The 25,549-nt window shown below is 72.5% G+C and carries 24 protein-coding genes; 14 read left to right on the top strand and 10 right to left on the bottom strand.

Annotated elements, in window-relative coordinates; genetic code table 11:
• Positions 1–55: 55 nt before the first annotated feature.
• Positions 56–1,486, top strand: coding sequence for a glycoside hydrolase family 43 protein (locus IE239_RS11905; RefSeq protein WP_229878041.1), 1,431 nt, complete (start codon positions 56–58; stop codon positions 1,484–1,486).
• A 367-nt stretch (positions 1,487–1,853) separates the two neighbouring features.
• Here the strand turns inward: IE239_RS11905 and IE239_RS11900 are convergent, their stop codons facing one another.
• Entirely contained in the window at positions 1,854–2,876 is a 1,023-nt protein-coding gene (locus tag IE239_RS11900; RefSeq protein WP_190149217.1) for a LacI family DNA-binding transcriptional regulator, read from the bottom strand.
• A 456-nt stretch (positions 2,877–3,332) separates the two neighbouring features.
• On the bottom strand, positions 3,333–4,460 hold the full coding sequence (locus IE239_RS11895; RefSeq protein ID WP_190149216.1) for a glycoside hydrolase family 12 protein: 1,128 nt from the start codon (positions 4,458–4,460) through the stop codon (positions 3,333–3,335).
• A 473-nt stretch (positions 4,461–4,933) separates the two neighbouring features.
• On the opposite strand from IE239_RS11895, the gene IE239_RS11890 reads away from it, so the two are divergent.
• From IE239_RS11890 to IE239_RS11870, 5 genes are all read left to right on the top strand, one after another.
• The gene (locus IE239_RS11890; protein ID WP_190149215.1) at positions 4,934–5,767 is read left to right on the top strand and encodes a PIG-L family deacetylase; all 834 of its coding nucleotides are present in this window, start codon (positions 4,934–4,936) and stop codon (positions 5,765–5,767) included.
• 416 nt (positions 5,768–6,183) lie between these two features.
• Positions 6,184–8,235, top strand: coding sequence for an alpha-L-fucosidase (locus IE239_RS11885; RefSeq protein ID WP_190149214.1), 2,052 nt, complete (start codon positions 6,184–6,186; stop codon positions 8,233–8,235).
• Positions 8,236–8,561: 326 nt separating this feature from the next.
• A complete protein-coding gene (locus IE239_RS11880; protein WP_069768673.1) occupies positions 8,562–8,765 on the top strand; it encodes a cold-shock protein in 204 nt (67 codons plus the stop codon).
• A 556-nt stretch (positions 8,766–9,321) separates the two neighbouring features.
• Positions 9,322–9,519: a hypothetical protein gene (locus tag IE239_RS11875; protein WP_190149213.1), complete on the top strand. Its 198-nt coding sequence runs from the start codon at positions 9,322–9,324 to the stop codon at positions 9,517–9,519.
• Positions 9,520–9,691: 172 nt separating this feature from the next.
• Complete coding sequence (locus tag IE239_RS11870; protein WP_190149212.1) at positions 9,692–10,606, top strand: universal stress protein; 915 nt, start codon at positions 9,692–9,694, stop codon at positions 10,604–10,606.
• Between the two features lie 182 nt (positions 10,607–10,788).
• Here the strand turns inward: IE239_RS11870 and IE239_RS11865 are convergent, their stop codons facing one another.
• From IE239_RS11865 to IE239_RS11855, 3 genes are all read right to left on the bottom strand, one after another.
• Positions 10,789–11,454 carry a CBS domain-containing protein gene (locus IE239_RS11865; RefSeq protein WP_190149211.1) on the bottom strand — a complete coding sequence of 222 codons (666 nt, stop codon included), beginning with the start codon at positions 11,452–11,454 and terminating at the stop codon, positions 10,789–10,791.
• A gap of 101 nt (positions 11,455–11,555) precedes the next feature.
• The gene (locus tag IE239_RS11860; protein WP_190149210.1) at positions 11,556–11,777 is read right to left on the bottom strand and encodes a hypothetical protein; all 222 of its coding nucleotides are present in this window, start codon (positions 11,775–11,777) and stop codon (positions 11,556–11,558) included.
• Between the two features lie 62 nt (positions 11,778–11,839).
• Positions 11,840–12,568, bottom strand: a complete 729-nt coding sequence (locus IE239_RS11855) for a CBS domain-containing protein (RefSeq protein WP_190149209.1) — start codon at positions 12,566–12,568, stop codon at positions 11,840–11,842.
• A gap of 435 nt (positions 12,569–13,003) precedes the next feature.
• On the opposite strand from IE239_RS11855, the gene IE239_RS11850 reads away from it, so the two are divergent.
• Complete coding sequence (locus tag IE239_RS11850) at positions 13,004–13,906, top strand: universal stress protein (RefSeq protein ID WP_190149208.1); 903 nt, start codon at positions 13,004–13,006, stop codon at positions 13,904–13,906.
• Positions 13,907–13,923: 17 nt separating this feature from the next.
• Positions 13,924–14,820: a universal stress protein gene (locus IE239_RS11845; RefSeq protein WP_190149207.1), complete on the top strand. Its 897-nt coding sequence runs from the start codon at positions 13,924–13,926 to the stop codon at positions 14,818–14,820.
• Positions 14,821–14,964: 144 nt separating this feature from the next.
• Here the strand turns inward: IE239_RS11845 and IE239_RS11840 are convergent, their stop codons facing one another.
• A complete protein-coding gene (locus IE239_RS11840; RefSeq protein ID WP_190149206.1) occupies positions 14,965–15,885 on the bottom strand; it encodes a pyridoxamine 5'-phosphate oxidase family protein in 921 nt (306 codons plus the stop codon).
• Positions 15,886–15,966: 81 nt separating this feature from the next.
• Positions 15,967–16,569, bottom strand: coding sequence for an Rv1733c family protein (locus tag IE239_RS11835; protein WP_190149205.1), 603 nt, complete (start codon positions 16,567–16,569; stop codon positions 15,967–15,969).
• Between the two features lie 267 nt (positions 16,570–16,836).
• Here IE239_RS11835 and IE239_RS11830 point away from each other — a divergent pair, with 267 nt between their 5' ends.
• The 3 genes from IE239_RS11830 to IE239_RS11820 all read left to right on the top strand — a co-directional run bounded on the left by IE239_RS11830 (position 16,837) and on the right by IE239_RS11820 (position 20,334).
• Entirely contained in the window at positions 16,837–17,703 is an 867-nt protein-coding gene (locus tag IE239_RS11830; protein ID WP_190149204.1) for a universal stress protein, read from the top strand.
• On the top strand, positions 17,696–19,216 hold the full coding sequence (locus IE239_RS11825) for a bifunctional aminoglycoside phosphotransferase/ATP-binding protein (RefSeq protein WP_190149203.1): 1,521 nt from the start codon (positions 17,696–17,698) through the stop codon (positions 19,214–19,216). The genes IE239_RS11830 and IE239_RS11825 overlap by 8 nt, the downstream gene beginning before the upstream one ends.
• A 281-nt stretch (positions 19,217–19,497) precedes the next feature.
• Entirely contained in the window at positions 19,498–20,334 is an 837-nt protein-coding gene (locus IE239_RS11820) for a universal stress protein (RefSeq protein ID WP_190149202.1), read from the top strand.
• A 72-nt stretch (positions 20,335–20,406) separates the two neighbouring features.
• Here IE239_RS11820 and IE239_RS11815 read toward each other — a convergent pair whose 3' ends face one another.
• The 3 genes from IE239_RS11815 to IE239_RS11805 all read right to left on the bottom strand — a co-directional run bounded on the left by IE239_RS11815 (position 20,407) and on the right by IE239_RS11805 (position 22,367).
• Complete coding sequence (locus IE239_RS11815) at positions 20,407–21,408, bottom strand: Acg family FMN-binding oxidoreductase (RefSeq protein ID WP_190149201.1); 1,002 nt, start codon at positions 21,406–21,408, stop codon at positions 20,407–20,409.
• A 145-nt stretch (positions 21,409–21,553) separates the two neighbouring features.
• A complete protein-coding gene (locus tag IE239_RS11810; protein WP_190149311.1) occupies positions 21,554–21,841 on the bottom strand; it encodes an SHOCT domain-containing protein in 288 nt (95 codons plus the stop codon).
• Between the two features lie 67 nt (positions 21,842–21,908).
• A complete protein-coding gene (locus IE239_RS11805; RefSeq protein WP_190149200.1) occupies positions 21,909–22,367 on the bottom strand; it encodes an OsmC family protein in 459 nt (152 codons plus the stop codon).
• Between the two features lie 358 nt (positions 22,368–22,725).
• Here IE239_RS11805 and IE239_RS11800 point away from each other — a divergent pair, with 358 nt between their 5' ends.
• The 3 genes from IE239_RS11800 (at position 22,726) to IE239_RS11790 (ending at position 25,512) form a co-directional block, all read left to right on the top strand.
• Positions 22,726–23,544 (top strand): universal stress protein, encoded by an 819-nt coding sequence (locus tag IE239_RS11800; RefSeq protein WP_190149199.1) that lies wholly within the window; start codon positions 22,726–22,728, stop codon positions 23,542–23,544.
• A 253-nt stretch (positions 23,545–23,797) separates the two neighbouring features.
• The gene (locus IE239_RS11795; RefSeq protein WP_190149198.1) at positions 23,798–25,150 is read left to right on the top strand and encodes a nicotinate phosphoribosyltransferase; all 1,353 of its coding nucleotides are present in this window, start codon (positions 23,798–23,800) and stop codon (positions 25,148–25,150) included.
• 50 nt (positions 25,151–25,200) lie between these two features.
• Positions 25,201–25,512, top strand: a complete 312-nt coding sequence (locus IE239_RS11790) for a DUF1876 domain-containing protein (protein WP_190149197.1) — start codon at positions 25,201–25,203, stop codon at positions 25,510–25,512.
• Positions 25,513–25,549 lie beyond the last annotated feature (37 nt).

The raw sequence follows: 25,549 nt of genomic DNA, 5'->3' as shown, positions 1-25,549 counted from the left end.
GCGACGTCGCACGGACCATCAGTTCGCCGAACCCCGCCGTCCCCCGGAGGCCGCGATGACGCCCACCATGCAGTCGGCCACCGCCGGCACGAGGCTCACCCGGGCAGCAGCCTGGGTGCTGGGTCTCCTGCTGGCGTTCGCCGTGGTCCCCGCCGCGCTGCAGCCCACCACGGCCCGCGCCGACAACCCGATCGTGCAGCACGTCTACACCGCCGACCCCGCCCCGCTGGTCTACAACGGCCGGGTCTACCTCTACACCGGGCACGACGAGGACGGCTCCACCTACTTCACCATGAAGGACTGGCGGGTGTGGTCCTCGGCCGACATGGTCAACTGGACCGACCACGGCTCGCCGCTCAGCCTGACCACCTTCAGCTGGGCGTCCTCCGACGCCTGGGCGGGACAGACCGTGCAGCGCAACGGCCGGTTCTACTGGTACGTCCCGGTGAAGAACCGGGCGACCGGCCGGATGGCCATAGGCGTGGCGGTGGCGGACAGCCCCACCGGACCGTTCCGTGACGCCCTCGGTCACCCGCTGGTGGAGAACGGCGAGATCGACCCCACGGTCTTCGTCGACGACGACGGCCAGGCCTACCTGTACTGGGGAAACCCCAACCTCTGGTACGTCCGGCTGAACGCCGACATGACGTCCTACTCGGGCAGCCCCACGAAGACCCCGCTCACCGCCGCCGGATTCGGCGCCCGCACCGGAGACGCCAACCGTCCCACGCTCTTCGAGGAAGGTCCCTGGTTCTACAAGCGCAACGGCCTGTACTACATGGTGTTCGCGGCCAAGTGCTGCTCGGAGTTCATCGCCTACTCCACGGCGCCCGGCCCGACCGGACCCTGGACCTACCGGGGGACGATCATGCCCACCCAGGGCGGCAGCTTCACCAACCACCCGGGGATCGTGGACTTCAAGGGCAACTCGTACTTCTTCTACCACAACGGCGCGCTGCCGGGCGGCGGCGGTTACACCCGCTCGGTCGCGGTGGAGAAGTTCTCCTACAACGCCGACGGCACGATCCCGACGATCAACATGACGAACACCGGCGCACCCCAGGCCGGCGCCCTCGACCCGTACGTACGCCAGGAGGCCGAGACGATCGCCTGGGAATCCGGCGTCGAGACCGAAGCCTCCGGCGAAGGCGGCATGGACGTCGGCTGGATCGAGAACGGCGACTACATCAAGGTCAAGGGCGTCGCCTTCGGGGCGGGTGCGTCCTCCTTCGCCGTGCGCGTGGCCTCGGCCAACGCCGGCGGCACCGTCGAACTGCGCCTGGGCTCGCCGACCGGGACGGTCGTGGGCCGGTGCGGTGTGCCCGGCACCGGCGGCTGGCAGACCTGGACGACGGTGACCTGCCCGGTCAGCGGCGCGACCGGAACCCAGGATCTCTACCTGCGGTTCACCGGCGGCAGCGGCTATCTGTTCAACGTCAACTGGTGGCAGTTCACCCAGGGCGGCGCCGTGGCCCCGCCACGGTAGCCCGAGGGCGAGAACGGGCTTCGCGCTCGCCGGGGACCCGGTGCGCGCGAACCCGCCCGGAGCCCTTGCGCCGACCGCCGCAGGCGGCTGACGGCTGAGGGCCACCGAACTCGACGACCGGGACGACCGGGACGACCGGGAGGAGCCGCGGGGAGCGGAGGGCGGCGGAGCAACGGCGCACCCTGCGCCGTCTGCTCCGCCGCCTGCTGGGGCGGAGCGAATGGTGGCCGCAGCGGCCCGCATCGGGGAGAACGGTCCACGAGAGGTTCCCCGGAGCGGGCACCGGACCCGGCGAAGGCGGTGGCACAGCGAGGTTTGGGAGCGCTCCCGGAACGACGTCGCCGTCACCTCGGGCCCCGGCAACGCGTCAGGCGGACTCGCGTACCGCCAGTTCCGTCCGCAGGATGACGTGCCGGTAGGCCACCGAAGGCTCCTCCATGTCCTCCAGCAGGAGCCGGATCATGGCCCGGCCCATCTCCTCGAGCGGCTGACGCACGGTGGTCAGGCGTGGCTCGGTGCGCTGAGCCAGCGCAAAGTCGTCGAAACCGATCACGGCGACATCCTCCGGCACCCGCCGGCCCGCGGCCCGCAACGCCTGCAGCGCCCCGGCCGCCGTCGTGTCCGACGCGGCGAGGACGCCGTCGATCTCCGGGTGCCGTTCGAGGAGCCGGGCCATGGCGCGACGTCCGCCGTCCTCGGTGAAGTCGCTCGCGGCGACCAGGGACTGCCTGCCGCTCAGGCCGGCCAGCGCCAGAGCGTCCTGGTAGCCGCGCAGCCGGCATCGGGCGGCGTACATGTCCAGTGGGCCCGTGATGGTGGCGATCACCGTGCGGCCCCGTGACAGCAGGTGGGAGACGGCGCTGCGCGCACCGCCCACGTTGTCGGCGTCCACGTAGCTGACGTACTCGTCGCCCGAGCGGCGCCCCAGCATCACGGTCGGCAACCGCGCCTCGGCGAGCATGTCCGGCAGCCGGTCCCCGGCGTGCACGGACATCAGCAGCACCCCGTCGACCCGGCCGCCGCGCGCGTACTCCAGGAAGCGCCGGCGCTCGTCGTCCGAACGGACCAGGGTCAGCATCAGCTGCATCCGGGTGTCCGCGAGCGCGTCGCCCAGCGAGCGGACGATCTCCGAGAAGAACGGCTCGGCGAACTGTCTCCAGTCGGGCTCCGTCAGCACGAGGGCGACGGCGTCGGTCCGCCGCCCCGCCAGGGAGCGGGCCGCGAGATTGGGTACGTATCCCAGTTCCTCGATGGCACGTTGCACGGCTTGGCGCGTCGATTCCTTCACGCCGGCCTCGTTGTTGATGACGCGGGAGACCGTGCCCCGCCCCACCCCGGCGTGAGCGGCCACCTCTTCCAGCGTCGGAGTGCCGGGGCGTCGCCTGCCCATGACCACCTCCCCCAAGAGATCACCGATCTTACGGGCCCGGCAAAACCGGGCACACCGATTCCGCCTGAGCGATGCACACTGCCGGCCAAGAGGGCGGCCGGTTCGCACGGGCGGTGAGTGATCGCGCCGCACACCCGTCGCCCGACCCGTGCCGCGCAGCCGCCCCGGCCCGCCGTCCGCCGCCCGCCGCCCGCCGTCCGCCGTCCGACGCCCGACGCCCGACGCCCGACCTTCATCGTCCGATGCGCACCGGTGTCAACCACCGTCGATGTCCACCGCCACCGTCCACGTCCGACGTCCAGGGGGAAGGGGGGAAGAGGGGGAAGCGGGCGGGACCCGCCCTGTCGGCGCGGAGGCCGGCGGGCGGGTCCCGGTTGGGCGGAGATGACGCGACTCGGGTCCGGGGGTGTGCGGCGGTCGATCAGCCGGCCGTCCCGGGTCGGGCGAGCCGTTCCGTCAGGCGGTGCTGCAGGGAGTGCCGTTCAGGCTGAAGACGTTCGGCCTGACGAAACTGCCGCTGTAGGAGCCCTGGAAGCCGAAGGCGGCCTGGCCTCCCGGCGCGATGTTCGCGTTGTGCGCCGCGTTGGTGGCCGTCACCGTGCCGGACGACGGCGAGACGCCGGCGTTCCACGCGCTGGTGATCTGCTGCCCGGAGGGCAGCGTGAAGGTGAGGTTCCAGCCGTTGACCGGGGAGGAACCCGTGTTGGCCACGGTGACGTCGGCGGTGAAGCCGCCCTGCCACACACTCGTGCCGTAGGTCACCTTGCACGCGGCGGGGCCGCCGGGGCCGCCCGGGGTGCCGCCGCCGAGGTTCACGGTGGAGGAGAACGAGTTCACCGCCAGACCCGCGCCGTTCTGCCACGGCTCGAAGCCCGCCTGAATGCTCGTCAGATACCAGTCGTTCTGGGCTAGTCCGCGGGACACGGCGTTCCGGGCGAAGTCCATCACGTCGAAGCTCCAGCTGTCGATCGCCGACGGCGCCACGAAGGACAGGACGTCGTTGCCGCCGTTGTTGCCCGACCACACCTGCCACTGGCGTCCGGCGACGGTGGCGGAACCGACCGGCGAGCCCACCGGCTGCACCGACCCCACGCGGTTGAACCAGATCATGATCTCGGTGCGGTTCACGCCGTCGGTGCGGGGCGTCGGGTCCAGCCAGATGTCGTAGGCGGCGTCGTAGACCGCGCCGCCCACGTAGCTGTAGGAGATGCTCGTGGGTGCGCCGGAGATGGAGTTGAGCCGGGCCGGGAGGTTCGTGCCGGGCGAACAGTTGGTGTAGTGACAGCCGTTGTACACGGACGGGTAGGACTTCGGGGCGCCGTTCGTGGGGACGGAGCCGTCGGCCTGGGCGATCCGGAAGCCCGAGTCCGTGACGGTGATGCACTGGGTCGCGCTCGTGCCCCAGCGGTTGTTCTGCACGACGTAACGGCCCTTGATCGTGGTGGAGCCGTACGTCTCGCAGATCGTCGTGTCGGCATGGGACGCCGAAGCGCCCGTGAGAAGGGCGGCCAGCGCGACGAGTGAGGTGAGCAGCGCACCGAACAGGGCTCGCACCCTGCGGGCTTGGAGAGGTGACGGTTGCATGCGGGTCCTCCGCGATGAGTGTGGGGGCCAGGAGCGCTCCGCCTGCTTTTGGGAGCGCTCCCATTCCGTTCTCCGCTCGGACTGTAGGAGATGATCATGCACCTGACAAGATGATGGACGTCGCCGTCTCGAGCGGCGGCTCGCGCACTGCGGCGGCCACCGTCCCGTCGCCGCCGGCAGGTACGGCCGCGGGCGGACCGGCTGCGGTCGCGGTGTCGGTCTCGCGTCTTCTCCGCGAGGACGATCATCCGTGTGCGCGGGGAACAGCCGGGCGGGCAGGCGTTGTTGCCCCGGTCAGGAGGCCGGCGTCGCGGCCGGCCGGCGCACGGAGACCGACAGGACGTCCCGGCGTGATCCAGGAGCACCCCGGGTCACGTGGTATGCCAGGTCGTCCGGCTTCTGCTGTCGACGGCCGCCGCTCCGCGCCCCCCACGGGCCCGGTCCAGGGCCCTTTCACACTGGAGGACTGTTTCATGAACGACTCACCGCTGACGCTCTTGGCCGTGCACGCCCACCCCGACGACGAGGCGACGGGGACAGGAGGGGTCCTCGCGAGGTATGCGGCAGAGGGCATCCGCACGGTCCTCGTGACGTGCACCGACGGCGGGTGCGGTGACGGACCCGGAGGCGTCAAGCCGGGTGATCCCGGGCACGATCCGGCGGCCGTCGCCCTGATGCGGCGTCAGGAACTGGAGACGAGCTGTCAGGTCCTGAAGATCAGCCATCTGGAGACGCTCGACTATGCCGACTCCGGGATGATGGGCTGGCCGACCAATGACGCGCCCGGATCCTTCTGGCGGACACCCGTGGAAGAGGGCGCGGCCCGACTCGCGGAACTCCTGCGGCGCTACCGGCCCGACGTGGTCGTCACCTATGACGAGAACGGCTTCTATGGTCACCCCGACCACATCCAGGCCAACCGCATCACGATGGCGGCGCTGGAGATGACCGGGCTGACGCCGAAGGTGTACTGGACGACCGCGCCCCGCTCGATGATGCAGCGGTTCGGGGAGGTCATGCGCGAGTTCGGAGGGGAGGCGCAGGAGCCGGATCCCGCCGAGGCCGCCGCGCTGGCCGAGATCGGACTCCCCGACGAGGAGATCACCACCTGGGTGGACACGTCCGCCTTCGGCGGCCAGAAGTTCGACGCCCTGGCCGCACACGCCAGCCAGGGCGAGAACATCTTCTTCCTGAAGATGGGCCAGGAGAGGTTCACCGAGCTGATGGGCGTCGAGACCTTCGTGCGCGTCCATGACACCACCGACGCGGCCGTTCCCGAGAACGACCTCTTCGCCGGACTGCGCTGACCGGACCACCGGACCACCGGGCGCCCGGGAGAGCCGACGGTCCCTGCGGCTCTGTCGGGCGCCCTCGCGCGGCGCGGTCGCCGAGGAGCCGGGCGGCGCCCCCGGCACGGACCGGCCGTCGTGCGCCGCGCTTCCTCGCGCCGTGACCCGGCCTTTTCGGCCACTCTCTAGACATCCTATGTATAACGGGTTCGACTGGCGAGTGAACGGCCTCGTGGGCGCCCTCCGTCCGATGGACGTCCTGATCGGCTCCGAATTTTGGGTCAATCTCGTCTCAGCTATAGACGGGGTCGTCGTCGTTCTCCTATAAATCCATCCGATGTCTTCTTGGGAGGGGGCGCGGAGCGTGGCCGCCGTGCCGGCGCTCCCGTCCTGGTGTCCTGTCATCCCCCCGCCCCGACACATGGAGCCGCACCATGTCCTCCGACGCTCTCAGCAGACGCTCGCTGATGAAGGCCGCCGCCCTCACCGGAGGAGTGGCGGCCTTCGGGCTGCCACAGGCTGTGTGGCCCTCCACCGCCGAGGCGTATGCCGTCCCCTCGAAGATGGACTGGTGGTACCGGGCCAGGTTCGGGATGTTCATCCATTTCGGGTCCTACTCGCAGCTCGGCCAGGGCGAGTGGGCGTTCGACACGCAGCAGTGGAGCAAGGCGAACTACCAGACCCAGGTCACCAAGAACTTCGACCCGGCCCGGTTCGACGCCGTCACGATCGCCGAACTCGCCAAGAACGCGGGCATGAAGTACCTCGTGATCACCGCCAAGCACCACGAGGGCTACGCGATGTGGAACTCCGACGTGGCGAGCTTCACCGACGCCACGGCCACCGAGCTGTACAACCTGCACGACTACAACGGCATCCGGACCGACCCCCTCATGGACCTCAAGACGGCGTGCGAGAGCCGGGGGATCAGGTTCTGCCTCTACTACTCGATCCTCGACTGGAACCATCCCTCCCAGACCGACCGCCACGGGGGCGGTCTCACCACGATGTCCTCGCAGACCGCCCGCACCGCCTACATCGCCGACATGAAGGCGCAGCTCCAGGAACTGCTGGACCGCTACGACCCGGCGCTGCTCTGGTTCGACGGCGACTGGTTCGGCGAGCCTGCCGCTCCCACCCTGGAGGACTGGTGGCTGTCGTCGGACGGCGTCGACCTCTACGACTGGCTGATCGCCCGCAAGCCCGACCTCGTCGTCAACGAACGGGTCAAGCGGGACCACGACCTCGGCGACTACGCGGTCGCGGAGTTCGGGATACCCGGCGAGCCGATGGGCCGCCCGTGGGAACGGTGCGCCACCATGAACGGCGCCTGGGGCTACAACGCGTCGAGTGAGAACTCCTACAGGTCGTTGAAGGACATCGTCCAGGAGCTCGTCACCGTGGTCTCCCGGGACGGCAACCTCCTGTTGAACATCGGTCCCAAGGGCGACGGCTCGGTCACCGCCGGAACCCGGACCGTGCTCGACGGACTGGCCTCGTGGATGTCCACGCACGGCGACAGCATCCACGGGACCAGCGGAAGCCCGTTCGCCACGGAACCCGCGTGGGGGAAGGTCACCAAGAAGGACGGCAAGCTCTTCGCCCACGTCTTCACCTGGCCCACGAACGGTCGGCTGCGGATCCCCGCGATCGACAACGCCGTCACCCGCGTCTCTCTGATGAACAATCCCTCGGTCTCCCTCCCGTACACGGTCACCGACCAGATCAACGTCACCGTGCCGGCCACCGCGCCGAACGCCGAGGACTCCGTGGTGTGCGTCGAGGTCCAGGGCATGCCCGTGAGGGTCTCGGCGACGGTGTTCCAGGACGTCGGCTACGAAGGCGCCCGCGCCGTTCTGCCGCTGGGCAGCTACACCTCGTCCCAGCTGACCGCCGCAGGCCTGGGGCCCGCCATGACCTCCTCCCTCCTGCTGCCCGACGGCTACCAGGTGACGGGCTACTCCGGGGACGACTTCACCGGCACCGCCTGGACGTTCACCTCGAGCACCCCCGACCTCCGGGCGACCGGCAACAACGACGTCATCGCCTCGCTGAAGGTGACGTTCAGGCCCGACGCGTACTTCCGTCTGACCAACGTCACGAACCACCTGGTGCTGGACAGCGGCGGCAATGTCGCCGGCTCGGCCCTGAAACAGTGGAAGCCGGTGGACCACACCAACCTCCAGTGGCGGGCGATCGAGCTCGGCAACGGCTGCTACAGGCTCGTCAACCGCACCAACGGCCTGGTCGCCGACGGGTGGGGCTCCACGGGCAACGGTGACCCGGCCCGGCAGAAGGCCTGGGACGGCGGCGACACCCAGCAGTGGCGGATCACCCACCGGGGCCAGGGGCGGTACTCGATCGCCAACCGCAGCACGGGACTGGTCCTCGACGGCGGTGGAGCGGTCGCCGCGGGGGCCGTGACCAAGCAGTGGACGTGGCAGCAGAGCGCCAACCTGCTGTGGACGTTCCGCCCGGTCGCCTGACGCACTCGCCCGGCGCCCGCGACCGCGACCGCGCACAGACGCCTCCGCCTCCGGAAGCGGACTGCCTCGAGGGCGTCTGTGCGCCGGCCTCCGCCGCCGTGTCACCAGATGCCGGGCACCGATTTCGGGGGGTGATTTCGGCGCGTCGCAGGTGGCGGGCGCCGCCGGGCCGTTATAGCGTTGTGATCAGCAGTCGTGGTTCCGAAGTTCTGTTCGCCCGTGATCGCCGTCGCGGGCGTTCTTGCTGTTCAGCGCCTCTCCGGACCAGGGCGATCACCTCCCGGACGCGCAAGGCGCGCGCCCGGTTTCCCTCGAAGGAGACAGTCATGGCCAAGGGCACTGTGAAGTGGTTCAACAGCGAGAAGGGCTTCGGCTTCATCGAGCAGGAGGGTGGCGGCCCCGACGTCTTCGCCCACTACTCCAACATCGCCAGCCAGGGATTCCGTGAGCTGCAGGAGGGCCAGAAGGTCGAGTTCGACGTCACCCAGGGCCAGAAGGGCCCGCAGGCGGAGAACATCCGCCCCGCCTGACGCCCGCGTCGGTCAGGCCCGGCATCCCGGTTCCGGGACGCCGGGCCTGACCGTTGTTGCGAGCCGGGCCTCGACGGGCTCCGGCACGAGCGGGGCGGGAAGGACGTCACCCGCTTCTCGCGGATCCTGATCGCGCGGTGCGCGGTCTGCGAGGGCCGCTTCTCCGCGCCTTTGCCGGGTCCTTCCCGCCACCTCCAGCACACCACCGGGACCGCACGACCGCCAGGGCCGATCGGCCCCCTCCCGAGGAGACCGCGGCCCGGACGGCTCCGACCCCGTCCGACGCGCCCCACCCCGTTTCGGCTGCCGCCCGCCGCTTCGCCCGCCTGCCGGCCGGGCCGCCCTGCTTGCCTGCCGGGCCGTATGACGCCGTCGTCCCGGACCGTGCGGCCGAAGCGCGTGCGCCCTGACCCCCGCAAGGCCGGTCTCCCGGCCTTGCGGCCCCCCAGAAGGGCCGTTGCGCGCCTCGCTCGGGCCCCCTCGGCTCATGTGCTCCGAGCCGCGGAGGAGTTGGCTGGTGGCAGGGAGAAGGACCTGACGAGGGAGGGCGAGCACGATGGGCACGAGTCTCACGCCGGAGTTCTGGGAACGATTCGCGGTACTGCTCCTGCTGGCGGTGGGCCTGACGGGGGTCCTGGCCACGGTCTTCGCCCGCCTGGCAGACCGGCTGCCGCGCCATCGGGCACACAGTGCGGCGCCGAGGGTGTCGAGCGGGCCGGACCGCAGCGACCACCGTATGCCGGTCCACTCCTGATGCGCCCGGCGGACAGCGCCTTCGAGGGGCCGGGTACCTGGGTACCCGGCCCCTCGTGCTGAACGGCGACGCCTTCGCCGGGCCGATCGGCTCCCGGCGGGGACCTCCGGCCCCTCCTGGGACACGTCTGCGGCTCGGAGACTGGTGGTGCATCCCTGAAGGAGGTCCGCACATGCCCGCCATCATCGTCGGTCTCGACGGCTCGCCCGAAAGCCTGGCCGCCGCAGACTGGGCCGCTCGCGAAGCGGCACAACGGGAGGCACCTCTGTGTCTCCTCCACGCCGAAGACGCACTGGGCTCCCTGTACGTCCCCTACATGGGGGTGCCGGCGCCGGGCGCGATCGAAGCCCACCGTGACTGGTCCGCCAAGCTGCTGCGCGAGGCGGAATCCCGGCTCACGGAACGTCACCCCGGCCTGTGGATCACGACACGGCACGCCGAGACGGAGGCCGTCCCCACCCTGCTGGCGGCAGCGGAGGACGCGGAACTGCTGGTTCTCGGTTCCCGGGGCCTCGGCACGGTGGCCGGGTTCCTGGTCGGCTCCGTCGCCCTCGCCGTGGTGGCGCGCTCCGAGCGGCCCGTCGTCCTCGTCCGGGCCGATGCGCACGCCGAGGACGAGCGTCTGCCGGACGCCGCGGGCGCCGGGTCGGGGACGACCCCGTACCGTGACGTGGTGCTGGGGCTGGACCTGGAGCAACCGGGCGACGCCGTCGTCGAGTTCGCCTTCGAGACCGCCCGCCGTCGCGCGGCCGGCCTGCGGGTCGTCCACGGCTGGAACCCGGCGACCGTCTACGGCTACGGCGCCGTCCTCGATTCGGGGCTCAGCGCCGACCTGGCGGAGGAGACACGGCACGGACTGAGCGACGTCCTGCGCCCGTGGCAGGACAAGTTCCCCGACGTCGAGGTGCGCGCACAGGCCGTCGTCGGCAGCGCGGGCCGCCATCTCGTCCACGCCTCGCACGACGCGTCGCTGGTCGTCGTCGGCCGGAAGAAGAGCCATGCGCTGGTTGGCGGCCGCATCGGCCCGATCGCGCACGCGGTGCTGCATCACGCCGTCGCACCGGTCGCGGTGGTGCCGCACGACTGACACGGGGAAGCGCAGGTGCGGAACCCGGTCGGCACTCTCCGGCCCACCCACTGGCACTCGGGGACTCCAGCGGTGACTCCAGCACGGGCGCGCGGGAGGCCGGAACAGGCGGCCGACCGCCGAACGGGCCGAACGGCGTGCACGCGAAGGGGCGTGCACGCCGTTCGGCCGCGTGGGTCTCCTCACCCCTGCAGACGGGCGCCGCTCGCACCGGCGAGCCGGCAGTGGACATCGACGATTCCCTCGACCGCGCGGGCCAGACGTTCGGCCACCGGTATCAGCTCCGGGCCGTCCACCCAACCCGTGAGGGTCACGACCCCCTCGTGGACCTCCACGCGGATGTGGTCGGCGGGCAGCGGGAAGAGGCGTTCGACGACCTCGTGACGCACCTCCTCGGTGAGATCCTCGTCGTCCCGGAGGAACACCTTGAGGAGATCCGAGCGGCTGACGACGCCCTCGAGCTTCCCCTCGTCGTCGACGACGGGCAGCCGCTTGACCTCGCGCCTGGCCATGATGCGTGCCGCCTCGGCCAGCGTGGTGGCGCCGTGCACGGTGACCGCCGGACTGCTCATCACCTCCTCGGCGGTCTGCGCGCCGGCCTTCGCCAGGTCCGACAGGCGCTGCCGCTGGGTGAACAGGTCCGGAAGGTCGTCCCGGAACTCCTCCTTGAGCAGCAGGTCGGCCTCCGAGACGACCCCGACAACCCGGCCCTCGCCCTCCAGCACGGGCAGCGCGCTGACCTTCCACCGCTCCATGAGCCGGACGATGTCCTTGAACGGCGCGTCGCGGCCTACGGCGACCACGGCGCGTGTCATCACGTCACTCACGACGTGCGGGCTGGTGCTCATGACTCCTCCTCGAGAGATCGGGCGAGGTCCGGTGAGCCGCCCCGCCCCGCCCCGCGCCGGACCGGAGCCGATCCGGCCGGGGGCGGCTCGAACGGCGCCGATCACTTGCGGAACTCGTGGTGGTCGTCGTTCCTGCCGAAGTAGTGCCGTTCCTCGACGAACTCCCGCTCACCGGGCCGAAGAACCGTGCCCGGCGTCGACAGGAAGGCGACGAGCCCCAGGACGCCGACGGCCATCAGCGCGAGGCCGACGACGAACGAGCTGTAACCGAACACCAGACAGGCGCCCAGCACGGCGGCTGCGATCAGAAGAATGGGGATCATGACCTGTGTCCTTTCTCCCCGGGGTGGACGCGGGAGACGACCCGGCGCGGCGGAGCACCGGCTCAGAGCTTGCGCAGCCAGTCGTCGGCGACGCCGTGCACAGCCAGACCGGCGGGTTGCGGATGCTTGTCGTCGAGACGGTAGGAGAGGTGGTCGACGACGTCGACGACGCCGTCCAGCCGCCGCGTCATACCGACGGCGACGGGGACGTCGCTGCGCCGCTCCAGCTGTCCGGTGAGGGTGACCACACCGTCCCGGACGACCGCCTCGACGGTGTGCGGGGCCAGCCAGAGCGTGTTGACGAGGACCTCCTGCTCCACGTCCCGCCGGATGTCGTCGTCGGCGCGCAGGAAGACCCGCAGCAGGTCTCCGCGCGTGACGATGCCGACGAGCGAGCCGTCCTCGTCCACCACGGGCAGCCGCTCGACACGGCGTTCCGTCATGAGCCGGGCGGCCTCGGAGACCGTGGCGTCGGCGCGCACGGTGACGGCGGGGGTCGACATCACGCCGCCGGCCGTTCTGCCGCGGCTCCCGGCGGCGGCGTGCCGGGCACGGCCGCCGAGCAGACGCCGGCAGCGCGCCCGCACGCCGGTGGACCCCGGCTCACGAGCCTGACGCAGCACGAGGTCGGACCCGGAGATCACACCGATGACCCTGCGGTTCCCGTCGATCACCGGGAGACCGCTGATGCGGTGCTCTTCGAGCAGACGCACCACTTCCTTGAACGGCGTGTCGCACCGCGCGGTGACGACATCGCCGACCATGAGCGCGCCCGTCCTCGTGGGCTTCATGGCTGAGCCTCGCTTTCGTGGGGGAGTGGTCACGAACCCCTTGCAGGGCCCTCGACTCCACCTTCCGGCCGTCGCCGCGCGGGCGGCAGGGGCCGGTCGTCCCCGCCGAGGGCCCATCCGCCCCTCGTGCGGCCGCCGACCGGTGCGGCGGCGCGGTGGATCCCGGGCGCATCCCCCTGCGCACGTACACACCCCCCCCCGCACGGCCGAACCCGTGGGCGAGGAATGCGCGTACGCACGCCGACGGTTCCACGCGGGGCTCGGCCACGTCCGGGGGACCGGCGCCCGGCGTCCCGGGGCGGCGGGCGTCATGGAGCAGCCGTCGCGAAAAGGGGGCCGGACGGCCCTTGGAGCGGACCGGGCAGCCTCTGCCCCCGCATGGACCGCGGCGTGACGCTGGTACCGGACGACAGACCGATCGTTGGAGGTGCCGACATGCTTTCGCCCGTTGTCGCAGGAGTCGACGGATCCCCCGAGAGCCTGGCCGCCGCCGCATGGGCGGCCCGTGAAGCCGAGCGGCGGCACCGCCCGCTGCACCTGGTGCACGCCTGGGAACGGCACCCCCGCGGGCAGGAGCGCGAGATCGCGGACGCCGCCCAGCGGCATCTGGCCCGGCGCTCGCTGCGCCAGGCGGAGAAGCGCGTCCGCGCCGAGTGCCCCGACGTCCCCCTCACCCTCGAGCAGACGGAGGGCCCGGCCCCGGCCACCCTGCTGAAGGCGGCCGAACGGGCCGACCTGATGGTCCTGGGCTCCCGCGGACTGACCGGCTTCACCGGATTCCTCGTGGGCTCCGTGGCACTCGGCGTGGTCGCGCGGTCGACGCGTCCCGTCGTCCTCGTCCGGGCGGACGAGGAGGCGGCCGACGAACACGTGGCGGCGGCTGACGGAAGCGCCTCGACGGATTCCGGATATCGGGACGTCGTGCTCGCCATCGACCTCGAGGAGGCCTGTGACGAGGTCATCGAGTTCGCCTTCGAGACCGCCCGGCTCCGGCACGCCCGCCTGCGGGCCGTCCACGCCTGGCACACGGCCACCCCTGTCGGCCTCGGCCCCGGCGACGTCGGACTGGTCGAGAACACCTGGCAGGGCGAGGAGTGGCTGGGATTCCTCAAGGCCGTACTCCAGGTGTGGCGTGACAAGTACCCCGAGGTGGAAGTCCTGGAGACGGTGGTGGACGACAAGCCCACGACCGCGCTGACGAGGGCCTCGACCGGCGCGGGTCTCCTCGTCGTCGGCCACCGCCTCGCCGAACGGCCGGTCGGCCCGCGCACCGGACCGGTCACCCATGCCGTGATCCACCACGTCGGCTGCCCCGTGGCCGTCGTGCCCCATCTCTAGAGAAGGAGGCGAACGTCATGACGAGGCCAGTCGTGGCCGGCCTGGACGGTTCGAAGGAGAGCCTCGCCGCAGCCGACTGGGCGGCCAGGGAAGCCCTTCGACGCGGACTGCCGCTCCGTCTCGTGCACGCCTGGGAGGGCCTGCCCGACGACGACGCCTGCCCGGATCTGCCCGAGATCCGGGCACCGCAGTACCACGCACGGAGAGTCCTGCGCGGCGCCCTGGACATGCTGAACGAGCGGTACCCGGGCTTGTACATCGCGGCCGAGCAGGTCCGCAGACAGCCGGGTCCCGCGCTCCTCGCCGAGGCGGAGGACGCGGAGCTGCTGGTCATCGGGGAACGGGGGGCGGGCGCCGTCGGCGGGCTCCTGTCCGGGTCGGTGGCCCTGCACGTCGTCGCCCACGTCCGACGCCCCGTCGTTCTCGTCCGGGCGGGCGAGACGGCGGCGGACGAACACCTTCCCGACGGTCCCAGAAAGGCGTCGGCCACCACGCCCTGCCGTGATGTCGCGGTCGCCGTCGACACCGCCGGACCCTGCGGCGACGTCCTCGACTTCGCGTTCCACGCGGCCGAGCTCCGCAGGGCGCCGCTGCGCGTCGTGCACGCCTGGCACGTGCCGCTCACCAAAGGCGTCCCCGGCGTCGAGGAGCGCGCGCGGATCCGGGAGGAGGCGGAGCGCGCGCTGACGGAGGTGCTCGCACCCTGGCGCGCCAAGTACCCCGGCGTGGTCGTCCGCGAGAACCTGCACGAAGGCCACGCGACCCACGTTCTCGCACGGGCGGCGGGCGGGGCCGCGCTCCTCGTGGTGGGCCGCCGCCGACGGCGTGCCCCGCTCGGTCCGCACACCGGTCCGGTGGCCCACGCGCTGCTCCACCACGTACGCCGGCCGGTCGCGTTGGTCCCGCACGACTGAACACGACGGCACACGACGGCACGACCGAACACGACGGCTCACCGCTCTTATCCGCCGGATCCGCCGGATCCGGCGGATGCGACGGATCGGGCGGCCGGCTCGACGGCCCGCCGCCCCGTCCGTCGGCTCATCCGTGTCGTCGGCTCAGCCGTCGGCCGCGGTGATGCGGCGGCCCGTGAGGTGTGCGGGCCGGATCGACACCCACATCTGGCGCTCACCCCCCGCCCACGGCGTGGTGTGGGCGTGTTCCGTGAGGCTGTGCACGGCCCCGGGCTCCGTCACGACGCTCGCGGGGCCGACCGCGAGGACGCTCCAGCCCTGGCTCAGTGCCTCGTCCATGTGGTCGACCTCGAAGGCGACCTCCGTTCCGACGGCCGCCGCGGGCGTGGAGTCCGGCGCGGTCCGGAAGACGATCGCGTCGTCGACGACGTCGTAGTTGACCGGAACGACCGCCGGGCCGTCGGGCGCCGACACCGCGACACGCCCCACCCCGTGGGTGGAGAGCAGGGCGCGGCATTCCTCCGGGTCGAGGTCCCGCAGCTCGGGATGGAGCATCGCCTGTCCCAGCCCCGGGGGCAGATCCGTTCCGGCGCCCCGCAGCGCGGAGACGGTGGTGCCCAGCGCGTCGGCCAGTCTGATGAGCGTCGCCATGCTCGGGTCGGCAGGCCGTTCCTCCAGATAGGCCAGGTAGCCGGGGGACATGCGGGCGCGGCGCGCCGTCTCCTCGCGGCTGAGATTCCGTCTCCGGCGCTCGACGGCCACGCGTCGGCCGACGTCGGCGCTGCGGCCCGTCACGTGCGGCTCGGCCTCCACCTCGGACGGGGCGGCGCCGGCAGGGGCGGGAGCCGCCCCGGGCTGCTGTTCGCGTGCAGCTCCGTGTTCGAGATGGCGGATGTGCGCGTCGGGACCGGGAAAGACCAGCGTCACCTCGTCCGTGTCCGACCAGCGCACGTCGTAGGGCGGAGTCCCGTCCTCGTGATGGAGTCCGACGATCTCGCCGTCACGCCTGGCGCCGGCGGACCTCGTCTGCTCGATGACGAGTTGATCGCCGAGGTGAGCCTTCATGACGCCGCCCTTCCTCGGAGTGGTGCTGATATCCAACGTGCCACGTGCGACGGGCCGCCGCACGTGGCACGCAGGCGCTGGTCACCGGCGGAAGCGTGCGGACCACCGGGGTTCGACCAGGTCCCACTCGGCGTCCCACTGCGCGTACCTTCTCCGGTCCAGGACCCGGCGCATTCCCTCCCGGGCCGCGTAGGACCCGGCGGCCACACCGAAGGCCGTCATCCCGCCGATCAGCCAGCCACTGGCGGTCGCGTTGAGCGTGGTCGCCGGCGCGGTGACGACGTTTCCGGCCCGGTCGACCCAGACACGCACCGCGGCGCCCTTGGACGTTCCCGGCTTCACGAGGGCCGATCCGGTCCGCGCGGTGCCGTCGGCGTCGGTCCAGCGGACCTGTGCCGGCCGTTTCGCCCAGTCGGAGCCCTTGACGGCCGACGTCAGCCGGGCGGTGACCTGATGACGTTCCGCCGCCTGGACCCGTACGCTGCGCATCGACGCCTCGTACGCCGCCAGCCCCGCGCTGACCGAGGCCATCGGCAGACCGACGACGAGAACGACCAACAGGACGCGGCGGAACCAGCATTCGAACCTGTCGGAGGTGCGTCTCAGTGAGTTCGCGCCCTTGGCGGTGTCCTCGCCGCGCCTCGACGGCGGACCGGGTGTGTACGGCGAGCCTTGTGCGTCCATGAGTCGCCCTCCAGCCACTCGCGGTCCGTCCCCCGCCACCTCCCACCACCGTCGGACGGCGACGGGCGCGGGGCATGGGGCCGAAGGTCCCTGGGGCCCGGTATCCGGCCCGGTTCCACATGCGGCGGGGCGGGATCGGGGTAATTCTCGAAGGAGGAAGCACCGCGTTCGGCAGGTCGGCGGCTTCCTGCGCGAGTCCGCCGTCGGGCTCGTCCCCCGTCATCCCCCGTCGTATCCCCGCTTCGCAACGAGACGGAGGCCGCCGCCATGCAATCGGTCGTCACCGTGGGCCTCGACGGCTCACCCGAGAGTCTCGCCGCCGCCCGATGGGCCGCCGACGAGGCCGACAGGCGCAGGCTCACGCTGCGGCTGCTGCATGCGTGGCCCCTGCTGACGCCGGAGCCCGCGCACGCCTCCTCCACGGTCGATCAGAACTACTGGGCGAAGCGCCTGGTGCACACGGCACGGGCCGAGGCGCAGGCCCGCCACCCGGGCCTGACCGTCGTGGGGAGCCTCGTGGCCAATGACGCGCAGGAGGCGCTGCTCGAGGCGGCGAAGGAGTCGGAGATGACGGTGCTCGGCTCCCATGGGCTGGGGACCGTCGAGAGCTATTTCATGGGTGAGGTCAGCCTGCCGGTCGTGGCACGGGCGGAGCGGCCGGTGGTCCTCGTGCGCGCCGAGGGGGACGCGCATGCGCGTCCGGCGCCCGCCGGCCCCGTGGTCGTGGCGCTGAAGCTGAAGGGATCCTGTGACGGCCTGCTCGATTTCGCGTTCCACTCGGCGGCGGCCAGGAACGTTCCGCTGGTGGCCGCGCACGGCCGGAGCGTGCCGTTCCACGCGCGGGTGCCCTGGGGCGTGGATCACGAGGTGAGCGAGGGGCTGACCCGGGACGCGCAGCAGGAGCTGAGCAGGGTGCTGCGACCCTGGCGCGAGAAGTACCCGCAGGTGGAGGTGGTGGACAGGGTACGTCTCGTGAACCCCGCCAAGGCGGGAGTCCAGGCCTCCGAGGGCGCCGGGCTGCTGGTCGTGGGCCGGCGTGCGAACCGCCACGGCCGGACGCCCCACATCGGTCCAGTCGCTCACGCCGCCATCCACCACGGGCGCTGCCCCGTCGCCGTCGTCCCTCATGACTGAGGCCGGGAGCCAGGTGCGGCAGCCGCCGCGCGCGGAGGTCTGCGAGACCCACACGGCGGTCGTGTTCTTCGCCGGGGACCGTGTCTACAAGGTCAAGAAGCCGGTGGACCTGGGGTTCCTGGACTACACCACGCGGGCGGCGCGCAGGACGGCGTGCGAGCGCGAGATCGCTCTCAACCGCCGCTTCGCCCCCGACGTGTATCTCGGTCTCGGCGAATTCAGCGGCCCGGACGCCGAGGCGCCCGAACCCCTCGTGGTGATGCGGCGCATGCCAGCGGACCGGCGGCTCTCGAGCCTGGTCCGGGAAGGCGCCGTCCTGGACGACGTCCTCCGGTCCCTCGCCCGCCGCCTCGCGGCCTGGCACGCGGAGGCGCCCCGGAGCCCCGAGGTGGACGAGCAGGGCACACGGGACGCCCTGTCGTCGCGGTGGGAGGCCGGCTTCGAGCAGGTCCACGCGCTGGCCGACGACGGCTACGGGCCCGCGGAGATCACCGAGACGGAACAACTGGTGCGGCGCTATCTCGCCGGCCGCGAGCGGTTGTTCGCGTCCCGTATCGAGCAGGGGCGGGTGGTGGACGGCCACGGAGACCTCCTCGCCGAGGACGTCTTCTGCCTCGACGACGGCCCCCGTGTCCTGGACTGCCTGGAGTTCGACGACCGGCTGCGCTACGTCGACGGCCTGGACGACGCCGCCTTCCTCGCCATGGACCTGGAACAGCTGGGCGTCCCGGAGGCCGCCGCCTACTTCCTCGCGCAGTACGGCGAATACTCCGGCGACCCCGCCCCCGCGTCGCTGCGCCACCACTACGTCGCCTACCGCGCGTTCGTCCGCGCCAAGGTCTCCCTGATCGCGGCCGGCCAGGGCGCGCCCGGCGCGCGGGCCGCGGCAGGACGGCTGGCCGCGACGGCGCTGCGTCATCTGCGCACCTCCGCCGTCGGCCTGACCGTCGTCGGCGGGCTGCCGGGCAGTGGGAAGTCCACCCTCTCCGGTGCGCTGGCCGACCGGCTGGGGGTCACTCTGCTCAGCAGCGACCGCGTCCGCAAGGAGCTGGCGGGCATTCCCGCGGAGCAGTCCGCGTCGGCCGGCTACGGCGAGGGCCTGTACACGGCGGAGTGGACGGCCAGGACCTATGCCGCGCTCCTCGACCGGGCGGCCGCCCTGCTGTCCGCCGGTGAGTCGGTCGTCCTCGACGCCACCTGGTCCGACGCGGCACAGCGTGAGGCGGTGCGGCGCGTGGCCGAACGCACCAGCGCCGATCTGGTGGCCCTGCACTGCCATGTTCCGCAGGACGTGTCGGCGGCCCGCCTGAGCACGCGCGCCTCCGGTCCGTCCGACGCCGGCCTCGACATCGCCGCCGCCATGGCGGCCCGGGAACCCGCGTGGCCCGAGGCGGTCGCCGTCGACACCGGTGGCCCGCTGGAGTCCGCGGTGGCCCGGGCGCTGGCAGCCGTACGCCCGTGGGGGACGGGCCAGGCCCCGGTGTTCCGGCGCCCCTACATGGAGCCGGACTGACGGGAGCCACGTCTCCGTGTGGCGGGCACAACCGCGCCCGCACTCGCCCCGCGCCCCCACCCGCCCCGCGCCACGCGCCGCCGGGCCGGACGGTGCGCTGCGGGGGCCGACCGGCCCCTGCCGGGCGGGCGCCTGTGCAGTGCACCGTGCAGTCAGGAAGCGGACCGGGCCGCCCGCCCCGAGGGGGCCGACAGCCCGAGGCTGCCCGGCTGCGGGCGGCGCGGCGCCGCTTCGGTCCTGAGATATGCGAGCGGAGCGCGAGTGGAGAGGGGGGACCCGTCATGAGCGGGCCCGTGCTGGTGGGAGTGGACGGCTCGACGACGAGCATGGCCGCGGTGGAGGCCGCCGCACGGGAGGCCGACCGCATGGGCGTGGGCTTACGGCTGGCGTACGCCTGCGGCTGGCCGGCCGCCCGTGTGGCGCCGGGCATCGCTCCGTGGGACCCGGACGGGATCCGGGCCGACGGCTCGGCCGGCCCGGCGCACGGCGGGCTGACGGAGGCCGTGCGCCGGGCTCGCGGTGTCGCGCCCGGCGTGCGTGTCACGCGCGCGGTCCTCATGGGGGAACCCGCGACGGTGCTGGAGTCCGAATCGCACCGTGCGTCGCTCACCGTCGTCGGCAGCCGGCCCCCGGCCCGGTCCGGCAGCGGACGACGACGGGGCTCGGTCGCTGCCCGGCTGGCCGTCCACGGCGGTTCTCCGGTGCTGATGGTCCGGGGCAGGCCGGATCCGGACGGTCCCGTCCTGCTCGCCTGCGACGACGGGCACCTCGGTCGGCGAGCGGCCGAGTTCGCCTTCGCCGAGGCGTCGGCCCGCGGGACGGACGTGGTCGTGCTGAACGGTTTCGCGGCGCGGAACGGCCGGACCCGGGGCCGGTCCGACGACCCGCTGGCCGCGCTGCGCAAGCGGTACCCGGACGTCACCGTGCACCGCCCCCGAGTCCGGGGCGGGACGCGGCGGGCCGTCGTCGAGGCGAGCACGTCGGCCCGACTCGTCGTGATCGGTACGCGGCGCCGGGGCGGATGGAGCGCGGCCCTGCCCGCAACGGTCGGCCGAACGGCCCTGCGGCGCGCCGGCTGCCCCGTGGCGGTGATCCCCGACGAGCGGGGAGACCGGTGACCGGGAACGGCGGGGTCGCCTGGCACGGGAGTGCGTTCCCGCGGGTCGTCGGGCTCGCGGGAACGCAGAAGCTCAGACGATCTCGAGTACGTCGTCCACGGGGCGGCGCGGCGTGCCGGGGCCCGCGGGGCCGTATCCGAGCCGGAGCACCATCTGGACGAATCCCATCGCCGACTGCGGATCGCGCACGGTCCACCGGAGTTCGGGCCACTCGAGGGCCTGGGAGGTGAGGGACGTGGCGAGCCCGTCGAGGGTGGCCTCGAGCAGGACGCGCTCCATGGCCTGGCCCGCCATGAGCCAGTCCCGGGGCCTGTCGCTCACGGTGCCCAGGATGGCGAGCTGAGGCGCGTCCTCGAACGCGGCGGTCGCACGGCCGGGAACGAGGCCCCTGCCGGCGAAGTCGCGCACGGTTCCCCTGCCGTAGAGCCTGCGGGGGCCGAACGCGTACTCCGGCACCCCGTCCCTCGCCGTCTTCTCCGACTCCGGGCCCACACGGGTCCAGCGCCTCAGTTCCTCGGACGCCGCGTCGTCCATGTCGTCGCGCCCCTCGGCGTCGTGCACCAGGTCCAGCAGTGTGTGTATATGCCACACGTCCGGGAAGGCCAGTCGCACCCCTTCCAGGAGCGCGGCGGCGCTCAAGGAGTCCTTGATGGCCTCGGGTATCGCCTCGCCGGTGAACGGCTGACGGCTGGTGTGGCGGCGGGCGATCGCCGGGTACAGCGGGAGGAGATCCTCCTCCGGGCCGTCGTCCGTGAGCGTGGGGCTCGTCAGCCGAACCACCGCGAGCAGGCGCGGGTCCGCAGGGTCGGGCAGCAGCTCGGTGACGGCCGCCCAGCCGGCGTGGGCGATGGCGACGCGCAGGTTGAACAGGGCCGCGCCGCAACCCAGGTGCAGGCCGCGCGTGGTGGGGTCGGCCCGCGGCATGGCGCGCTCGAGATCCGAGTACACCTGGAACGCGTCGTCTGCGCGCAGGAACCGGAATCTCCACGGCTGCGCGTTGTGCATGGACGGAGCCGCCGCGGCGTCTTCGACCAGCGAAGTCACGGTCGTCGTCTCGAGTGCTCTCACGGACACCGGACCTGCCTCCCTTCGAGGCCACCGGCCCTTCGCGGAAGGGCGATTCGCCTCTCCTCCACTATTCCACGGAGGCCGCGGAAGCGGGTGCCGGCGGCTGCCGGGCCGCGGGCACGACCCGCCCGGCCCGGTACCGGCCTGCTGATCATCTCTTGTCCGGCCGGGGGCCGGCCCCGTCACGGTCGCGCAGGACGGCCAGTCGGCGGCGGTACTCGTCCTCGTCGATCTCTCCGCGGGCGAACCGTTCGGCGAGGACCTGCTCGGCGACGGGCCCACTCCGCTCAGGGCCGGGCATCCGCGGTTCGGCCGGCCGGGACAGGGTCCGGAACAGCAGGACGCCGATGGCGATGACGAGACCCCAGAAGAAGACCATGCCGACCGACATGACGAACCAGCCCCACCCGCTCGGATCATGGCCGTACCAGAACATCATCGTCACCCGCTTCCTGGGGGACTCGAGGGGACAGGGGAGTCAGGGGAGCCAGGGGAGGGGGCGGCCGTCATGGGGTCTCCAGGGCGATGTCGATCAGGGGGGCCTCGTGGAGCGTGTTGTGGACGGTGCAGTGCGAGGCGACCGCGAGCATGGCCGCGTGCCGCTCGGCGGACAGCGCCGGGGGCGGAACGACGACGACGCGTATCGACCCGACACGGGCGGGCCGGTCCGTGGCCATGGTGAACTCCGTGCGGACCCGCAGTCCGGCGCGCGGAACTCCGTGACGCCGGAGGTAGCGGCCCGCGTAGTGGGCGACACAGGCCGCCAGTGACGCGGCGAACAGCTCCACGGGCGTCGGGGCGGTGTCCGTCCCTCCCGCGTCGACCGGTTGGTCGACCAGGAGCCGGTGCCCCCGGATGTCCACCGCGTAGGCGTCACCCTCGACATGGGTGACGTTCAACTCGTGCACGACCGGCTCCCGCACGGTCGTCGCGTCCGGCGTCGTGTCCGGTGCCGCGCTCTTCATGACCGGCCTCCTCGGTGATGTTCCCGCTGCTTGGTTCCAGTCGAACGCGGGAGAGCCGCGGCCGCGATGGGCCGAACGGGTGGTGACGGGACCGTTCGGCCCCGGTCCCGGCCGGCCGCACCGGCGGTCGGGAAGCGGAAGGGGGGTCCCGGGCGGGCCGCGAAGGCCGGGAGCGGACCGCTGCCGTGGCGACCGCCGCCGTCCCGTACGAAGCTGGAAGGTGGGTGAGCGTCCCCGCCGGTCCACGCGGTGCGGCACGTCCGCGTCGAGGTGATCGGATCCCGGCGTGGCACAGGTGCTCCCCGGCCGGGGCTCTGCCCGCAAGGGCGCCCGATCCCCAACGACGGAGGTGGCGGCGGTGACGCTTCCCCTGATGGTCGGCATCGACGGGTCCGAGGCGAGCCTGGAGGCAGTGGACTGGGCCGCCGCCGAGTCGCTGCGGCACGGGGTGCCCCTCCACCTCGTCCACGCGGCCGTGCCGGAGCACGCGGCGTCCGGCCTGGTCGCCGTCGCGTCGGCGCGAGCGAGGCGAAGCGCGCCGGCCGCGAGGCTGTCCGACGAGGTGGTGCACGAGGAGGCGGCGGCGGCGCTCGTCGCGAAAGGCCGCAACGCCTTCGCGCTCGTCCTCGGATCCAGAGGCCTCGGCGATCTGGCCGGGCTGCTCCTGGGCTCGGTCAGCCTGGCCGTGGCCGCTCACGCCGACTGCCCCGTGATCGTCGTGCGCGGTGGGGCGGAGCACCGTCAGGGCCGGTTCGGCAGCGTCGTCGTCGGCGTCGAGGAGGGGGAGGGGAGCGACACCGCCCTCCTCTTCGCCTTCCGTGAGGCCCAGGTGCGGCGTTGCCGACTGGTCGCTGTGCACGCCTGGTCCGTCCCCGTCGGCAACCCCGGGCCTCCCGGCCTGTCCGGGTACGCGCTCCAGGCCGGGCGGCGACCGCCGGCGCAGGTGCTCGCCGACAAACTGGCCGGTCCCGCCGAGCGGTACCGGGACGTCGCGGTGAGCAGCGAGGTGGTCGAGGGCTCGGCACGGCGCGCGCTCCTGCACGAGGCCTCCCGAGCCGATGTGATCGTGGTCGGAGCGCGCCGGCGTCACGGGCACGTCGGCCTTCAACTGGGCCTGGTCAATCACACGGTGCTGCATCACGCGCCGTGTCCGGTCGTGGTCGTGCCCGCGCTGTGACCCGCGCCGCTGAGGGAGACGGACGCCCGGCCGACGAGGACCTGCGGCCCGATTCCGGGCGCCGGCACCCGGAGACGGGCGACCTGAGTGGGAGCGGGCTTCGGAGCCGGGCCCGGAGCCGGAGCCGGGGGCGACGCCGTCGGACGAAGGCGCGCGGGCAGGACGCGACGGGTGCGCCGTCGGCCGGTCCGTGCGCCTGCGCAGGGAGAGCCCGGGAGAGGGAGAGCCCGGGAGACCGGAGGAGGTGTCCACCATGTCGGAAGCGACGACCACTGACCTGTACGAGGTCACGATGGCCCTCTCCTACCTGCGTGAGGGAATGACCGCGCCCGCGACGTTCAGTCTGTTCGTCCGCGACCTGCCACCCGACCGCGGCTTCCTGGTCGCGGCGGGACTGGAGTCGGCGCTGGACTTCCTGGCCGGCTTCCGGGTCGGCGCGGACGACGTCGAGGCCTACGCCTCGGCGCTGCACCGGCCCGCGCGTGAGCTGGACCTCCTGCGGGGCACGGAGTTCACCGGCCAGGTGAGAGCGGTGCCGGAAGGCCGGATCGTGCTTGCCGGAGAACCGCTGCTGGAGGTGACCGCCCCGATCCCGCAGGCGCAGCTGGTGGAGACCTACCTGCTGAACCAGGTCAGCCATCAGACGACGATCGCCTCGAAGGCCGTGCGCTGCGTCCTGGCCGCCGCGCGACACCCCGTCGTGGACTTCTCCCTCCGCCGCACCCACGGCATTCAGGCAGGGTTCCAGGCCGCCAGGCTGGGCGCGCTCGTCGGTTTCGCGGGCACGAGCAACGTCGCCGCCGCGGTCGCCGAAGGAGTCCCGGCCGTCGGCACGATGGCCCACTCGTTCATCGAGGCCTTCGGGACGGAGGAAGAAGCCTTCCGGGCCTTCGCCCGAGCCCACCCGGGTCCGCTGACCTTCCTGGTGGACACCTACGACACCGAGGAGGGGGTCCGCGTCGCGGCGCGCGTCCTGCGCGACCTCGACCGGGGACCCGGTTCGGCCGTACGGCTGGACAGCGGTGACCTCGGAGCCCTCGCGTTCCGGGCGCGGACCCTGCTCGACGCGGCCGGCCTGCCGGACGTACGGATCGTCGCCAGCGGCGGCCTGGACGAGTACGCCGTGGACGAACTGGTCCGCTCCGGTGCGCCGATCGACGTCTACGCCGTCGGCACCCGCGTGGGCGTGTCCGCCGACGCCCCGTTCCTGGACTCCGCCTACAAGCTGGTCGAGTACGCGGGACGGCCGGTGATGAAGCTCTCCTCGGCGAAGGTGACGGCCCCGGGACAGAAGCAGGTCTTCCGCCGTCCGGAGCGGGCCGACGTGATCGCTCTGCACGACGAGCAGCCGCCGGCGGCCGGCGTGCCGCTCCTGGAGACGGTGATGCGAGGCGGCCGACGCACCACCGGGCGTCCCGGCCTGGCGGCGAGCACGGAGAGACTTCTCGCGGATCTGGCCTGGCTGCCGCCCGAGGCCCGCCGGATCCGGGCCCCCGTCGCGCCCCGGGCGGTGTCCTCGGAGCGGCTGTCCCTCCTCGCCGAGGAGGTCCGACGCCGTATCGAGGAGGAGGTCCTGGCCCACCCCCGCGGCCCGGCCGGGCCATGAACGCGAGGCACCCGGATTCCCTGATCCCCACCGATGCGAGGAGCAGAACCATGCCGCACACCCAGGAGTGGAAGGTTCGTCTCTACCTCTTCGAGGAAGAGGACAGGACCAAGGCGCGTGCGGTGCTGGACACCGGCACCACGGAACTCACCGGTCACGGTGCCGCGCACCGCAACCCCGCCGACAAGGACGTACCGGAGATCGGCGACGAGCTGGCGGCGGGCCGTGCCCTGTACGACCTCGGCCGGCAGCTCGTGGAGGTGGCGGACCGCGACATCGAGGGGATGAACCCGCCGGTGGACACGCGCAGCGCCGGTCCCTCGTCCGGCTGGCCCATGGCGGACGACGGACCGGCACGGTGAGGCCCGCCGGGGCCGCCCCGTGCCGTGCCGTCGCACA

The sequence above is a fragment of the Streptomyces humidus genome (assembly GCF_014649655.1).
GTDB lineage: Bacteria > Actinomycetota > Actinomycetes > Streptomycetales > Streptomycetaceae > Streptomyces > Streptomyces humidus.
This window is presented reverse-complemented; position numbering and strand designations above follow the sequence as displayed.